Source organism: Agrococcus carbonis, assembly GCF_900104705.1.
Taxonomy (GTDB): domain Bacteria; phylum Actinomycetota; class Actinomycetes; order Actinomycetales; family Microbacteriaceae; genus Agrococcus; species Agrococcus carbonis.
In genome coordinates this window covers 399,321-413,974 of the sequence record NZ_LT629734.1, presented here as the reverse complement: position 1 = coordinate 413,974, position 14,654 = coordinate 399,321, and the positions used below count along the sequence as shown (strand labels likewise).

The window sequence follows — 14,654 nt, the reverse complement described above, 5'->3', positions numbered from 1 at the left end:
TGCAGGATGCCGCGGGACGATGATCAGCCGACCGGCCGGATCAGATCCGCGCCCTCCTCGCGCACGCTGCCGACGCGCCGGTCGACCTCGTGGATGGTGAGCCCCGCCGCGACGTCGCCCGCCTCGGCGACCACGGCCTCGAGCGCGGCCTCGCCGTCCTCGGCCGGGTCGAGCCACGCATCCCGCATCTCGGGCGCGACGACGAGCGGCATCCGCTCGTGGATGCTCGCGAGCTCGCCCGTCGCCGCTGTCGTGAGGATGGTGGTCGACAGCAGCCAGGAGCCGTCGGGCTGCTTCCACCACGCGTAGAGCCCGGCGAACGAGATGGGCGCGTCGCCGTGCACGTAGTGCGGCGTCTTCGCCTCGCCCAGGCGCCGCCACTCGTACCACCCGTCGGCCGGCACGAGCGCGCGCCGCTCGCGCACGCCGTCGCGGAACATCGGCTTCGACGCGGCCGTCTCGCTGCGCGCGTTGAACGCGCGGGAGCCGACCGAGACGTCGTCCGCCCACGCGGGCACGAGCCCCCAGCGGGCCGGCTCGAGCCGGCGCACGGGCGGGCCGTCGTCGCGCGGCCGCGGCTCGACGACGATCGGCACGGTCGTGGTCGGGGGGATGTTCCAGTTGGGCTGCGGGAGGCCGTCGGCCGCCTCGTCGACCTCGAACAGCGCGACGAGATCGGTCGCGGGCGTGGCCATCACGTAGCGTCCGCACATGTCGGAGATACTCTCACCTAGTGGACCCGGATGCGAGAGGATGGCCGTCATGGACGAACGCGGAGCGGCTTCTCCGTCCCACTCGGTGACCGTGCGCCACGAGCCCGTGCAGGCGCGCGCCGCGCATCGCATCGAGGCGCTGCTCGACGCCGCGGCGGCCGTCGTCGTCGAGCAGGGCATCGAGCACCTCACGACCGCGCTCGTCGCCGAGCGCGCCGGCGCGTCGATCGGCACCGTGTACCGCTACTTCCCGGATCGCGTCGCCGTGCTCGTGGCGCTCGCCGAGCGCAACTTCGAGCGGCTCCGGCACGCGATCGAGCGCGAGATGGCGGCCGAGCACGCGACGTGGGGCGAGGCGATGGAGGGCATCGTCGGCGCGATGGTCGAGACCTTCCGCTCCGTGCCGTCGTTCCGGGCCCTGCGCACGGGCGAGGGGCTCGACCTCGGGCCGGAGAGCCGGGAGCCCGTCGCGCCGATCTTCGTCGCGGACGTCGAGCGCTACCTGCGCGAGCGCTGGGGCGTCGAGATGGACGACGCGCGCCGCGGCGACCTCGAGCTCGCGATCGGCTCGCTCGACGCGCTCGTCACCTACGCGTTCATGCACGACCCGGACGGCGACCCGCGCTACCTCGCGCTCGGGATGGAGCTCGCGCGGCAGCACCTCACCCGGGTGATCGGCGACGACGCCGCCTGAGGCAGGCGCGCGGCCCGCTCAGCCCGCCGCGTCCTCCTGCTCGTCGTCCATGTGCCGGGACTCCGAGCGAGAGATGACGCGCTTCGCGACCCACACGAGCAGGATGAAGCCCGCGATGACGGCGACGAGCACGTAGCCCGCGCCGTGCAGGCGGTCGGCGAGCTCGCGGTAGGTGCCGCCCGCGAGCCAGCCCGCGGTCGCGTACGCCGTCGCCCACAGCAGGCACGCGGGCAGCGTCCAGCGCAGGAAGCGGCGGTAGGGCATGCCCGCGCCGCCGGCGATGAGCGGCACGAGCGAGTGCGCGACCGGCAGGAAGCGCGACAGGAAGATCGCCGGCCCGCCGCGGCGCGCGAGGTAGCGCTCGGTGCGCCGCCACTGCTTCGATGCGCGCGGCCAGCGGCGCTCGAGCCAGCGGTCGATCGCGGGGGCGAGCCAGCGACCGATCGCGAAGCCGATCGTCTCGCCGCACAGCGCGCCGATGACCGTCGCGACGATGAGCCCGAGCCACCAGGGCCACTCCTCGACCGCGAGGGCCGCGACGATCACGATCGTGTCGCCGGGCACCACGAGGCCGAGCAGCACGCTCGTCTCGAGCAGGATCGCGATGCCGGCGAGCACGGTGCGCAGCAGCGGGTCGATGCCCGCGACGGCGTCGAGGAAGCCGCCGATCGCGTCGTCGATCACCGACCGCCCTCGGCCGGCCGCGCGCGCAGGCCCGCGAGGCGCTCCCGCCAGGCGCTCGCCCGGGTGGGCTCGGCGAGCCGCGGGCCGTCGATCCAGCGCTCGACGGTGCGGATGCCGCGCAGCGCGTTCGCGAGCCACACCTCGCAGCCCTCGAGGTCGGCGGGCGTCGCGCGCTCCTCGCGCAGCTCCACCCTGTCGATCCGCGCGACCTCGGCGATGACCGCGGCGGTCACCGACGGCAGCCGCGGGATGTCGGCGGCCGGCACGTGCAGCGCGTCGCCCCGCCACCACAGCAGCGCCGACCAGGTGCCCTCGGCGACGGCTCCGCCGTCGAGGATGACCGGCTCGACGGCAGTGCCCGCGCGCGCGGACTCCTCGGCCTGGAGGGCGCCGAGCGCCTCGAGGTCGGGGCCCTTCCGCAGGGGCGTGGTGCGCGGGTCGCGCCGCGCGGTCACGACCGTCGCGGTCTCGCCCGCTGCGGGCACCGGCCGCACGCGCAGCCGGATGCCGCCGGGCGTCAGGTCGAGCCTCGGCGACCACCTGCCGGCGGTCGGCACCTCGCGCATGGCGCGTCGGGCGGCGCTGAGCGCGTCGGCGCGATCCCCGCCCGCGTCGGCCACCGCATCCGCGAACCGCAGCCGGTGCCGGTCGAGGGCGAGCACGAGGCCGTCCTCGACGAGCCACGAGTCGGCCGCGACCGTGCCCGCCACCGGCTCGCGAGTGGGCTCGAAGCGCCCGTGCGCCCACGCGCGCACGTCGTCGCTCCCGCTCATAGGATCGACCCTATGCCCGCGACCTCTGCGCCGCTCCAGGCGCACCTCGGCGCGCGCTGGGCCGCCGGGGTCGAGACGACGCCCGAGGCGGCGTTCGCGGCGCTCGAGGTGGAAGCCTGCGACGTCGTGTGGCTCGACTCGTCCTCCGAGGGCTCGCACCTCATCGGCACGGGCGCGCACGTGCTGGTCGTGCGCGACGGGCGCGCCGAGCTCGACGGCGAGCCCGTGCCGGGCGACGCGCTCGCCGCGCTCGAGGCCGCGCGGGCGGCGCTGCCGGGCCCGTGGGTCGGCTGGCTCGGCTACGAGTCGGGCGTGCGGATGCTCGGGCTCGACCCGGTCGGGGACGCCGGCCCGGGCGCAGACGCCGACCCTGGCGGGGACGCCGACCCGGGCGCGCGGTTCCCCGAGGCCGCGTGGCTGCTGCTCGACCGCTGGGTCGTCGTCGACGGCCGGTCGGCGCAGCTGCAGTCGCGCGACGGAGAGCCGTGGTCGCTGCCGGAGGCGGAGCCGCGGCTGCCGTCGATGGCGACGATCGACCCCGCGCAGCTGCGCTGGCGCGACGACGACGCCGGCTACGCCGAGAAGGTCGAGCGGTGCCGCGCGCACATCCGCGAGGGCGACTCCTACGTGCTGTGCCTCACGACCGCGATCGAGGCGCCCCCGATCGACGCCGTCGCGACGCACGGGCGGCTGCGCTCGGCGAGCCCGGTGCACCACGGCGGCCTGCTGCGCATCGCCGGGGTCACCGTCTCGAGCGCGAGCCCGGAGACCTTCCTGCGCGTCGAGGGCGGCATCGCGACGACCCGCCCGATCAAGGGCACCAGGCGGCGAGGCGCCGACGACGACGCGGCGCTCGCGCTCGAGCTCTACGAGAGCGAGAAGGAGCGCGCCGAGAACGTCATGATCGTCGACCTGTGCCGCAACGACCTGCAGCGCGTCTGCGCGCCCGGCACGGTCGAGGTGACGAGCCTCCTCGGCGTCGAGTCGTACCCCACGGTCCACCAGCTGGTGTCGACCGTGCAGGGTCGGCTGCTGCCCGGCGTCGGGCCGCTCGACACGGTGCGCGCGCTCTTCCCGGCGGGGTCGATGACCGGCGCGCCGAAGCGCCGCACCGTCGAGCTGCTGCAGGCGCTCGAGGGCGGCCGGCGCGGGGTGTACTCCGGATGCTTCGGCCTGGTCGCGGGGGAGACGTGCCACCTCGCGATGGTCATCCGGAGCGTCGTCGCGGATGCGCACGGCACGCACATCGGGGTCGGCGGCGGCATCACCGCGCTCTCGGAGCCGGCCTTCGAGGTCGAGGAGCTGCACGTGAAGGCGGCGGCCCTCCTCGCCTCGCTCGTGCCCCGCGACGACTAGGGGCGGGTGGCTCCCTCGCCAGCGCTCGCCGTCGCCTCGGCGCGCTCGGCGAGCCGCTCGAGCCGCGCGTCCCACTGCCGGCCGATCGCATCCAGCCGGCCGGCGAGGTCGCTCAGGCTCGCGCCGATCGCCCGGTGCCGCAGCGCCCGGCCCTGCCGCTCGCTCGACACGAGTCCTGCGGCCTCGAGCACCGCGATGTGCTTCGCGATCGCCTGCCGCGACACGGGCAGCTCGCGCGCGAGCTCGCTCGCCGACCGAGCCCCGACGCCCAGCAGCTCGAGGATGCGCCAGCGCGTGTCGTCGGCGAGCGCTGCGAGCTGCAGGGTGGGCGGGGCGCTGCGCGGCTCGGCGGCCGCGCTCACGACGTCGCCGCCAGCACGTGCGCGCGCAGCCCTTCGAGGACCTGCTCCCAGCCGCCCGTGTTCTCGTCCATCCGTGCGTCGCGCTGCGCGGCCGGCACGCGCATCCACCCCGATTCCACGACCGTGACGCGGGTGCCGCCGTGCTCGGTCGCCTCGAGGTCGAAGCGCACGTCGCACGCCTCCGGCCCCGGTTCGTCCTCACCGATCGCGCCCCACCGGAACGCGAAGACCTCCTCGGGGCGCAGGATCCGGATCGCCACGGGCCAGCGCTGCCCCTGCCACTCGAAGGTGCCGGTGACGCCCTCGCGCAGGCCGCCGGGGAAGACGGCCGGATGCCCCCACCACGCCTCGATGGACGCGGGGTCGGTGAGGTGGCGCCAGACGAGCGCCTTCGGCGCGGGGATGTCGCGCGCGTGGGTGATGGTGCCCGCGACCCGGTCGACGCTCGCCCGACGCCAGCGGCGGGCGACGAGCGCGACGAGGTCGTCGAGCTCCTCGGTCCAGCCCTGCCGGTTGTCCTCCATCGCGGCGCGCGCCCGCGCCGCATCGCCCAGGCGTTCGAAGCCGGTCTCCTCGACCCGCAGCCGGGTGATGCCCGCGTCGTGCTCGAGCGTGAACGACGCGAGCGTCGAGTTGTCGTCGCGGATCGGCTCGCCGGGCGTTCCCCAGCGGAAGGCGAACGCGCGGGGCCGCTCCCACCGCTCGACGCGCGCGGGGAAGTCGTCGTGCTCGGTCCACCCGAACGTGCCGGTCGCGCCCGCAGCCATGCCGTCGGGGAAGTCGGCGCGCTGCCCGAACCACTCGGCGATCTCCCGAGGGTCGGTGAGCGTCTCCCAGACCACCTCGAGCGGCGCGCGCACCTCGATCGTGCGCACCACCCGCATCCGCTCGTCGTCGGCCGTCGCCTGCGCCTCGTGCGCCATGAGCACCTCCTGCAATCGATCGGTTGCAGGTGACGCTACGCCGTGCCGGCACGGAATGCAACCGTGAGGTTGCGCGAAGTCAGGGGGCGAGCGACTCGGCCAGGTCGACGAGCTCGTCGAGCTCGACCGTCCAGCCCGCGGCGAGCGAGCGCAGCGCCTCGCGCCGGGTCGCGTCATCGCCCTCGAGCGGGAAGCCCGACTCGACGAGGTGCAGCTGCGTGCCGCCGTCGACCTGCCGGAGGGTCATCTCGACCGTCGAGGCGCGCCCAGAGAGGATGCCCTCGGCCCACTCGAACGAGAAGCGCGACTCGGGCTCGACCTCGCGGATCCGGGCCGCGAGCACGACCTCGCCCGTCCAGGCGAATCGGCCGAGCGCATCCGGCACCACCCCGTCGGGGAAGGCGGCGATGTCGCCGAGCCAGCGCGCGAGCAGCTCGGGCTCGACGAGGCAGCGCCAGACGGTCGCGACCGGCGCATCCACCGAGACGATGCGCGTCACACGGGATGCGGGCACATCGACGGTGGCGGGCGGGTTCTCGAACTGCGGCACGCACGACCTCCTGATGACTGGCCCCATCCTGCCACGAGGGCGTCGGGCGGGCTCACCGTAGACTGGGGAGCCGTGCCGGACGCCGGATGCCGGCACGACCCAGGAGCTTCTGTGACCGACGAGACCTACGACTTCGCCCGCATCCAGCAGCGGTGGCTGCCCGTGTGGGACGCCATCCGCCCCTTCGCGACGGATGACGAGACCGACGCGCGCCCCCGCAAGTACGTGCTCGACATGTTCCCGTACCCGTCGGGCGACCTGCACATGGGGCACGCGGAGTCGTACGCCTACGGCGACGTGCTCGCGCGCTACTGGCGCCAGCGCGGCTTCAACGTGCTGCACCCCATCGGCTGGGACTCGTTCGGCCTGCCCGCCGAGAACGCCGCCATCAAGCGGGGCGCCGACCCCAAGGCGTGGACCGAGGCGAACATCGCCCAGCACAAGAAGTCGATGCGGCAGTACGCGACGGCGTTCGACTGGGACCGCATCCTGCACACCTCCGACCCCGCGTACTACAAGTGGAACCAGTGGCTGTTCCTCGAGCTCTACAAGGCGGGGCTCGCGTACCGCAAGCCCTCGAACGTCAACTGGTGCCCCAACGACCAGACGGTGCTCGCGAACGAGCAGGTCGTCGACGGGCGCTGCGAGCGCTGCGACACCCCGGTGGTGAAGAAGAAGCTCACGCAGTGGTACTTCAAGATCACCGACTACGCCGACCGCCTGCTCGACGACCTCAACCAGCTCGAGGGCCGCTGGCCCGAGAAGGTGCTGCGCATGCAGCGCAACTGGATCGGCCGCTCCGAGGGCGCGGAGGTCGAGTTCGAGATCGAGGGCCACCGCGGCACCGTGCCGGTCTTCACGACGCGCCCCGACACGCTCTACGGCGTCACCTACATGGCGGTCGCCCCCGACTCCGACCTCGCGGCGGAGCTCGCGGCGGGCGCCGCGCCCGACGTGCGGATGCGGTTCCAGGCCTACCTCGACGACGTCAGCCGGATGACGGAGATCGACCGGCAGAACACGGAGCGCCCGAAGACGGGCGTCGACCTCGGCCGCTTCGCCACGCATCCGCTCACGGGGGAGCGCCTGCCCGTCTGGGCGGCCGACTACGTGCTCGCCGACTACGGGCACGGCGCCGTCATGGGCGTGCCCGCGCACGACCAGCGCGACCTCGACTTCGCGCGCGAGTTCGACCTGCCGGTCAGGGTCGTCGTCGACACCAACGCCGCGGTGACGGGGGTCATGCCGGCGATCCCGCTCGACGAGCACGGCAACGCGGTGCTGCCCGACGAGCTGCCGCCGCTCGACCCGAAGGCGACCGGCGAGGCACTCACGGGCGACGGGCGCCTGATCAACTCGCGCGAGCTCGACGGCTTGTCGAAGCAGCACGCGATCGGCCGCATGATCCAGCTGCTCGAGGCGAAGGGCGTCGGCCGCGCCGCGAAGTCGTACCGCCTGCGCGACTGGCTCGTGAGCCGCCAGCGCTACTGGGGCACGCCCATCCCGATCGTGCACACCGCCGATGGGCAGGAGGTGCCGGTGCCGTTCGAGCAGCTGCCCGTGACGCTGCCCGACTCGGCCGGGCTCGACCTGTCGCCGAAGGGCACGAGCCCGCTCGGCGCCGCCGAGGACTGGGTGAACGTGCCCTCGCCGATCGACGGCACCCCCGCGAAGCGCGACGCCGACACGATGGACACGTTCGTCGACTCGTCGTGGTACTTCCTGCGCTTCCTCTCGCCGAACGACGACACGCAGGCCTTCGACCGAGCGCAGGTCGAGCGCTGGGCGCCGGTCGACCGCTACGTCGGCGGCGTCGAGCACGCCATCCTGCACCTGCTCTACGCGCGCTTCATCACCAAGGTGCTCTTCGACCTCGGCCACGTGCCGTTCACCGAGCCCTTCGAGTCGCTGCTCAACCAGGGCATGGTCATCCTCGACGGCGCGAAGATGTCGAAGTCGAAGGGCAACCTCGTCACGCTCTCCGAGGAGCTCGAGCGCTTCGGCGTCGACGCCGTGCGCCTCACGATGTCGTTCGCCGGACCGCCCGAGGACGACATCGACTGGAAGGACGTCTCGCCGACCGGTGCGCAGAAGTTCCTCGCGCGTGCGTGGCGCCTCTCGCGCGAGGCGCTCGCGAAGCCCGGCAGCGACCCCAAGCCCGGCGACCGGGCGCTGCGGCGCGAGACCCACCGGTTCCTCGCGGATGCGCCGGGTCTCGTCGAGGGCCTGAAGTTCAACGTCGTCGTGGCTCGACTCATGGAGCTCACGAACGCCACGCGCAAGGCGGTCGACTCCGGCCCCGGCGCCGGCGACCCCGCGGTGCGCGAGGCGGTCGAGACGATCGCCCTCGGGCTCTCGCTCTTCGCGCCCTACACGGCGGAGGACATGTGGGCGAACCTCGGCCACGAGCCGTCGGTCGCGAACGCGGGCTGGCGCGAGGCTGACCGCTCGCTGCTGGTCGAGCAGACCGTGACGGCTGTCGTGCAGGTCAACGGCAAGGTGCGCGACCGCGTCGACGTGCCGGCCGACGTCAACGACGCCGACCTCGAGACGATCGCGCGAGCGCTGCCGGGCGTCGAGCGGGCGATCGGCGACGCCGACATCCGGAAGGCGATCGTGCGGGCGCCGAAGCTCGTGAACTTCGTGATCGGCTAGCTGTGATGTCCAGGCAGGTTGTTCAGTCTGCTGATGGGCGTGCCGCCGATGGCGGAGTGTGCTCGATGGTGATTGTAGAAGTACAGCCAGCCGGGCAGTTGCGCTCGGCGCTCGGTCTCTGATTCGTAGCGTCGGGCGTAGGCCCAGCCGTCGGCGAGGGTGCGGTGGAAGCGTTCGATCTTCCCGTTCGTCTGCGGACGGTAGGGCCGGGTGCGTTTGTGGACGATGCCGAGGCTGGTGCAGGCGTCGCGCCAGGCGTGTGAGCGGTAGGCGGAGCCGTTGTCGGAGAGGACGCGCTCGACGGTGACGCCGCGGTCGGCGAACCAGTCGACGGCGCGTTCGAGGACGCCGATCGCGGTGTCCGCGCGCTCGTCGGAGCAGATCTCCGCGTAGGCGACTCGGGAGTGGTCATCGATGACCGTGTGGACGAACGCGTGGCCGAGCAAGGGGCCGCGGTGCTTGCTGCGCGGGGTCCCGGTGCGCTCGACGGTGGCGGAGCGGTTGCGGTCGCCTTGCTGCTTGCCGACGTAGCGCCAGCCGCCGCCGTCGGGGATGTTGCCGAACTTCGTCACGTCCACGTGAATCAGCGAACCCGGGTGGGGGTGCTCATACCGGCGGATCGGCTCCCCGGTGACCCGGTCGATCGTGGAGAGCCGGTTCAGGCGGGAGCGCACCAGCACCGCGTGGACGGTCGAGGCGGCCATCCCCAGCCGGCCGGCGATCTGCACCGGGCCGAGCCGGTGCCGCCAGCGCAGCATCACGATCGACCGCACGGCCTCGTCCGGCGTCCGGGCCGGGCTGCGAGCGGGACGGCTGGAGCGGTCCTGCATGCCGGCCTCGCCCTCCTCCCGGAACCGCTTCGCCCACTTGCGCGCCGTCGGGGTCGAGACCATGAACAGCTTCGCCGCCGTCACGGCGCTCCAGCCGTCGTCGACGATCAGCCTCGCCAGCCGAAGACGAGCGCGCGGGGTCAGCGCAGCGTTAGCGTGGGACACGAAGGCCTCCTGGTGTGTGGAGCGGTGAACTAGACAGCTCCACTCCACTACCGGAGGCCTTCGCCTATCCGCAGATCAGGCCCGTGTCACGAAACAACGTCCCCGGACATCACAGCTAGCGCCACCGCGCAGTTCCCTCCGCAGGTCGAAAAGCGCGCGGGCGTGAGCCGGCACGCCTCTCGAGACCGCCGCCGTTCCCTCCGCAGGTGGAGGAGCGCGGGCGCTCTCCGCAGGTCGAGGAGCGCGCGGGCGTGAGCCCGCCCGCGTCACGAGACCGCTGCCGTTCCACAGCCCCGCCCACCCGTCCCGCGCGCCCCCGCGCATCCGCCCTACCGTGCCTGCCATGGCCGGGACGGATGCGCGCTGGCGGCTCGGCGCGGGCGCCGCCGTGCTGCTCGTGCTCGGTGCCGTCGCGGGCGGCGTCGCGCAGCGCATGGTCGCCGACGCGCAGCCCGCCGCCGTGCTGCCCACGCCGGTGGCGACCGCTGCCTCCGGGCTGGTCGTCGACGTGCAGGGCGCCGTCGCGGAGCCGGGCGTCTACCGGCTCGCGCAGGGCTCGCGCGTGCTCGACGCGCTCGCCCGCGCCGGGGGCACGACGGATGCGGCGGCCCCCGGCGCGCTCAACCTCGCGCGGGCGCTCGTGGACGGCGAGCAGCTGCTCGTGCCGACCGAGGAGGAGCAGGCGGCGGCTGCCGAAGCGGCGCCCGGCGGCGCCGGTGCGGGCACGGGCATGGGCGGGCTCGTCTCGCTCAACCGCGCCGATCAGGCGACGCTCGAGACGCTCCCGCGGGTCGGCCCGTCGCTCGCGGGCGCGATCATCGCGCATCGCGACGAGCACGGACCCTTCACCGATCTCGCGCAGCTCGACGACGTGCCCGGCATCGGGCCGGCGCTGCTCGCGACCCTGACCCCGCTCGTGACGCTGTGACCGGCTCCGCTGGGGAGCGCGCCGCTGCGACCGGCGAGCGATCGTGAGGGCCTGATGCGCGACGTGCGGCTCGCGCTTCCCGTCGCGATCGCCTGGGCGGCGCTCGCGGCCGTGAGCCCGCACACCGGTGCGCCGGGGATCGCCGCCGTAGTCGCCGCAGCGGTCGCGGTGCTCGCGCTGCTCGCCGCCCACGGCATCGCGCGCCGCGCGACGGGTGCCGACGCCGGCGCGCTCGCCCCGCGCGCGGCCGCCGCGGTGCGCACGGTGGCGGTCGGCGCCGCTCTCGCGTGCCCGCTGCTCGTCGGCGCCGACGTCGTCGCGGGCAGCGGGCTCGACGCGTGCGACTCGCTCGACCTCCTGCTGCTCGGTCAGGCGGCGCCCACCGAGGTGGTCGTCACCGGCTGCGACGACGCGCCGACCCTGCGCAGCGCCATGCTGTTGCGGGCAGCGGATGCGGCGCTCACGATCGGTGGCACGGCCACGGGCGCGTGCGATGCCTGGCTCGACGGCACCCGGTGGCTCCTGACGTGCGACCGCCTCGAGACCGCTGAGCCCGCGGCGTGGGCGGCGTGGGCGGCGCCGCTGCGCGACGGACTGCTGCAGGCCTCGGCCCGGCTCCCGGGCGTCGGCGGCGAGCTGCTGCCCGGCCTCGCGATCGGCGACGAGCGCCGGGTGAGCCCGCAGCTGCGGCAGGCGATGCTCGACACCGGGCTGTCGCACCTCACCGCAGTGTCTGGCGCCAACTGCGTCATCGTGGTCGGCGCCGCCTTCCTCGCCGCCTCGTCGCTCGGCGCGCGCCGGGGCGTGCGCATCGGTGTGGCGCTCGCATCGCTCGCGGCGTTCGTGGTGCTCGTGACCCCCGAGCCGTCCGTCGTCCGCGCGGGCGCGATGGCGTCGATCGGGCTGCTCGGCATCGCGACGGGCCGGCGGGCCGGGGCGGTCGCGCTGCTGTCGCTCGCGGTGCTGGTCGTGCTCGCGGTGCAGCCCCATCTCGCGACGAGCGCGGGCTTCGCGCTGTCGGCGCTCGCGACGTGCGGGCTCATCGTGCACGGGCGGCCGATCACGCGGGTGCTCGCGCGGTGGCTCCCCACGCCCATCGCGGCGCTCATCGCCGTACCGGTCGCGGCGCAGCTGTGGTGCCTGCCCGTGCTCGTCGCGCTCGACGCGCAGGTGAGCCTCGTCTCGGTGCTCGCGAATCTGCTCGCGGGGCCAGCGGCACCGCTCGTGACGGTCGTCGGGCTCGCCGCGTGCCTCGCCTCGCCGCTCGCCCCGGCGGTGGCGGTGGGCCTCGCGTGGGTCGCGTGGCTGCCCGCCGCGTGGATCGCGCAGGTCGCGATGGTCGCGCAGCAGCTGCCGGCCGCCCAGGTGCCGTGGCCGGTGGCGCCCTGGGGCGTCATCGCCGCATCCGCCATGCTCGCGCTCGTCGCGATCGCGCACGCGCGCGGCCGGCTCGCGCGCGGAGTCGCGGGGGCGCTCGTGCTCGGCGCGGTGGTCGGGCTCGGGGCCGCGTGGCCGAGCATCCGGCTGGGGTCGCTCGCCGACTGGCGGATCGCGCAGTGCGACGTCGGGCAGGGAAGCGCGACGCTCGTGCGCCACGGCGGCGCGGTCGTGCTCGTCGACACCGGCGAGGACCCGGCGCGCATCGAGGGCTGCCTCCGCCTGCTCGGCGTCCAGCGCGTCGACCTGCTCGTGCTCACGCACTTCGACCGCGACCACTCCGGCGGCGCGCCGGCGCTCGTGGGCCGCACCGCGCTCGTCGTGCACGGGCCGACGGACGAGCGGGCGCTGCCGGTGGTCGACGAGCTCGCCGCCGGCGGAGCCGCCGCGCACGAGGCGCGCCGAGGCGACGCGTGGCAGGTGGGCGAGGTGCGCGTCGAGGCGCTCTGGCCGATCGGCGAGCTCGAACCGGGCAACGACGCGAGCGTCGCCGTCGCGATCGACCTGCCCGGCGCTGGCCTCGAGCTCGTCGTGCTCGGCGACCTCGGCGCCGAGTCGCAGTCGCGGCTGCTGCGCGCCGGCGGCTCCGCGGCGAGCGTCGTCGTCGTGTCGCACCACGGCTCCGCCGACCAGCTGCCCGCGCTCTACCGCCGCATCGGGGCTGTCGCGGGGCTCGTCGGCGTGGGCGAGAACGACTACGGGCACCCGACGGATGCGGCCCTCCGGCTCGTGCAGGAGAGCGGCGGGATGCCGCTGCGCACCGACGAGCTCGGCACGGTCGCGCTCGCGGTCGATTCCGGCGGGGTGCGTGTCTGGTCAGAGCGCGTCGGCGGCGGGCCGTAGCTTGAGGGCGGGAGGGGATCCATGACCGAAGTGCTTGAGTTGAGCGCAACTGCGACCGAGCGCTACGCGACGGTACTGGCGGGGGTCGCATCGAGACTCGCAGATCGCGACTTCATCGCAGCAGAAGCCCAACTGCAGCCGATCGCTGGGGAGCGCTGGGTCGGCTCTCTGCGCCTCTATGCTTCGCCGGTCGCGGGCGTGCCGAAGCGCCTGGGACGCTCGGTGGCCGATCGGGTCAAGGCCGAAGTGTTTGCGAAGGATTCGTTCCGCTGCACCTACTGCGGCGGCCGCGCTGTGCCGCGATGTGTCCTCGTCGCGATCAGCGACGTCTTCCCGGAGTTGTTCTCGTATCACCCCAACTTCGCGAGAGGCAAGATCCATCCCGCGTTCTGGGCGCTGGCTCCAGAGGCCGATCATGTGATCGCTCACAGCAGCGGCGGCACGAACGAACCGAGCAACCTGACGACCCTGCACACGACGTGCAATACACGCAAGTCCAGTACGGCGAGGAGCGCACTTCCGCCGGTCGTGATCGGGAACCACGACGCAGCCTGGGACGGTCTCACCGCTGTCTACCCAGGTGTCGTCGCAGCGGGGGAAGAGCACGGCGTCCGGCATTCCTCGCTCGGTTACCACGCGAGGTGGATGAAGTACTTCTCGGACGCGGCGTCTCGGCCGGACGTCCCCGTGGGCGGGCTCCCGTAGGCTGGGGCGCATGGCGCAGGGCATCCCCAAGATCGGCTGGGAGCAGGTGTCGCCGGCACCCGTCGTGCTCGTGTTCGGCAAGGAGTCGTTCCTCGCCGACCGCGCGCTGCAGCGCCTCAAGTCGCTGCTCCTCATGGAGGACCCGGAGCTCGAGGTCAGCGACCTCGACGCCGGGCAGTACACCGACGGCGCGCTCGAGCTGATCGCGAGCCCGTCGCTCTTCGACGAGCCCCGCCTCGTGCGGGTCTCGAACGGCGTGAAGGCGACGGATGCGTTCATCGCCGACGCGCTCCGCTACCTGCAGGCGCCCGTCGACGGCACGACCCTCGTCATCCGGCACGACGGCTCGACGGTGCGCGGCAAGAAGCTGCTCGACGCGATCCGCTCGCACCCCGGTGCGATCGAGGTCGTGTGCCAGCCGCTCGGACGCGGCGACATGGTGCCCTTCGCCCGCAACGAGCTGCGGCTGCTCGAGCGCGAGGCGACGCCCGGCGCGATCGCCGCGCTCGTCGACGCCTTCCACTCCGACATCGCCGAGCTCGCGAACGCCGTCCGGCAGGTGGCGCTCGACACCGAGGGGCCGGTGACCGAGCAGGTCGTGCGCACGTACTACGCCGGCCGGGTGGAGACGACCGCGTTCGCGGTGGTCGACGCGGTGGTCGCGGGCGACGTGGCGAAGGCGCTCGTGACGCTGCGGCAGGCGATCGCGACGGGCGCCGACCCGGTGCCGATCGTCGCCGCGTTCGCGATGCGGTACCGGCAGCTCGCGAAGGTCTCGGGCGTGAGCGGCGGGGGAGCGCAGGTCGCGCGCCAGCTGGGCATGCAGGACTGGCAGCTGAACAACGCGCGCCGCGACCTGCGCGGGTTCACCGACGCCAGCCTCTGCGATGCGATCGAGGCGATCGCGCACGCCGACCACGCCGTCAAGGGGGCGGAGCGCGACCCACAGCACGCGGTCGAGCGCCTCGTGCGCCAGCTCGCCTCGCGCGCCGCGGCCTGAGCCGCCGGCGTCGCCGGGGCGGGCGCGCGCAGACGC

The 14,654-nt window shown here is 74.1% G+C and carries 14 protein-coding genes; 7 read left to right on the top strand and 7 right to left on the bottom strand.

The window, feature by feature from the left end:
• Nucleotides 1–23: 23 nt before the first annotated feature.
• Nucleotides 24–713 carry an SOS response-associated peptidase gene (locus BLT67_RS02010; protein WP_092665460.1) on the bottom strand — a complete coding sequence of 230 codons (690 nt, stop codon included), beginning with the start codon at nt 711–713 and terminating at the stop codon, nt 24–26.
• A gap of 49 nt (nt 714–762) precedes the next feature.
• On the opposite strand from BLT67_RS02010, the gene BLT67_RS02005 reads away from it, so the two are divergent.
• Entirely contained in the window at nt 763–1,407 is a 645-nt protein-coding gene (locus BLT67_RS02005) for a TetR/AcrR family transcriptional regulator (RefSeq protein ID WP_157674102.1), read from the top strand.
• A gap of 18 nt (nt 1,408–1,425) precedes the next feature.
• Here BLT67_RS02005 and BLT67_RS02000 read toward each other — a convergent pair whose 3' ends face one another.
• Complete coding sequence (locus tag BLT67_RS02000; protein WP_407922511.1) at nt 1,426–2,091, bottom strand: DedA family protein; 666 nt, start codon at nt 2,089–2,091, stop codon at nt 1,426–1,428.
• Nucleotides 2,088–2,864, bottom strand: a complete 777-nt coding sequence (locus BLT67_RS01995) for an aminotransferase class IV (RefSeq protein ID WP_092665456.1) — start codon at nt 2,862–2,864, stop codon at nt 2,088–2,090. Before BLT67_RS01995 ends, BLT67_RS02000 begins: the two co-directional genes overlap by 4 nt.
• A gap of 12 nt (nt 2,865–2,876) precedes the next feature.
• On the opposite strand from BLT67_RS01995, the gene BLT67_RS01990 reads away from it, so the two are divergent.
• Nucleotides 2,877–4,220, top strand: a complete 1,344-nt coding sequence (locus tag BLT67_RS01990) for an anthranilate synthase component I family protein (protein ID WP_092665454.1) — start codon at nt 2,877–2,879, stop codon at nt 4,218–4,220.
• Here BLT67_RS01990 and BLT67_RS01985 read toward each other — a convergent pair.
• The 3 genes from BLT67_RS01985 to BLT67_RS01975 all read right to left on the bottom strand — a co-directional run bounded on the left by BLT67_RS01985 (nt 4,217) and on the right by BLT67_RS01975 (nt 6,055).
• Nucleotides 4,217–4,582: an ArsR/SmtB family transcription factor gene (locus BLT67_RS01985; protein ID WP_092665452.1), complete on the bottom strand. Its 366-nt coding sequence runs from the start codon at nt 4,580–4,582 to the stop codon at nt 4,217–4,219. The genes BLT67_RS01990 and BLT67_RS01985 overlap by 4 nt on opposite strands.
• Complete coding sequence (locus tag BLT67_RS13310) at nt 4,579–5,505, bottom strand: SRPBCC domain-containing protein (protein ID WP_157674100.1); 927 nt, start codon at nt 5,503–5,505, stop codon at nt 4,579–4,581. Before BLT67_RS13310 ends, BLT67_RS01985 begins: the two co-directional genes overlap by 4 nt.
• A gap of 79 nt (nt 5,506–5,584) precedes the next feature.
• Nucleotides 5,585–6,055, bottom strand: coding sequence for an SRPBCC domain-containing protein (locus tag BLT67_RS01975; protein ID WP_157674098.1), 471 nt, complete (start codon nt 6,053–6,055; stop codon nt 5,585–5,587).
• Between the two features lie 111 nt (nt 6,056–6,166).
• Here BLT67_RS01975 and leuS point away from each other — a divergent pair, with 111 nt between their 5' ends.
• Nucleotides 6,167–8,710: a leucine--tRNA ligase gene (gene leuS, locus BLT67_RS01970; protein WP_172801957.1), complete on the top strand. Its 2,544-nt coding sequence runs from the start codon at nt 6,167–6,169 to the stop codon at nt 8,708–8,710.
• On the opposite strand, the gene BLT67_RS01965 is transcribed toward leuS, so the two are convergent.
• Complete coding sequence (locus BLT67_RS01965) at nt 8,707–9,705, bottom strand: IS481 family transposase (protein WP_157674096.1); 999 nt, start codon at nt 9,703–9,705, stop codon at nt 8,707–8,709. The genes leuS and BLT67_RS01965 overlap by 4 nt on opposite strands.
• Nucleotides 9,706–10,048: 343 nt before the next feature.
• Here BLT67_RS01965 and BLT67_RS01960 point away from each other — a divergent pair, with 343 nt between their 5' ends.
• From BLT67_RS01960 to holA, 4 genes are read left to right on the top strand one after another with little or no spacing between them, the layout of a single operon-like run.
• Nucleotides 10,049–10,633 carry a ComEA family DNA-binding protein gene (locus BLT67_RS01960; protein WP_092665446.1) on the top strand — a complete coding sequence of 195 codons (585 nt, stop codon included), beginning with the start codon at nt 10,049–10,051 and terminating at the stop codon, nt 10,631–10,633.
• A gap of 54 nt (nt 10,634–10,687) precedes the next feature.
• Complete coding sequence (locus BLT67_RS01955) at nt 10,688–12,913, top strand: ComEC/Rec2 family competence protein (protein ID WP_092665444.1); 2,226 nt, start codon at nt 10,688–10,690, stop codon at nt 12,911–12,913.
• 21 nt (nt 12,914–12,934) lie between these two features.
• Nucleotides 12,935–13,618 carry an HNH endonuclease gene (locus tag BLT67_RS01950; RefSeq protein WP_092665442.1) on the top strand — a complete coding sequence of 228 codons (684 nt, stop codon included), beginning with the start codon at nt 12,935–12,937 and terminating at the stop codon, nt 13,616–13,618.
• Between the two features lie 10 nt (nt 13,619–13,628).
• On the top strand, nt 13,629–14,618 hold the full coding sequence (gene holA, locus BLT67_RS01945) for a DNA polymerase III subunit delta (protein WP_092665440.1): 990 nt from the start codon (nt 13,629–13,631) through the stop codon (nt 14,616–14,618).
• The last annotated feature ends 36 nt before the right edge of the window (nt 14,619–14,654 follow it).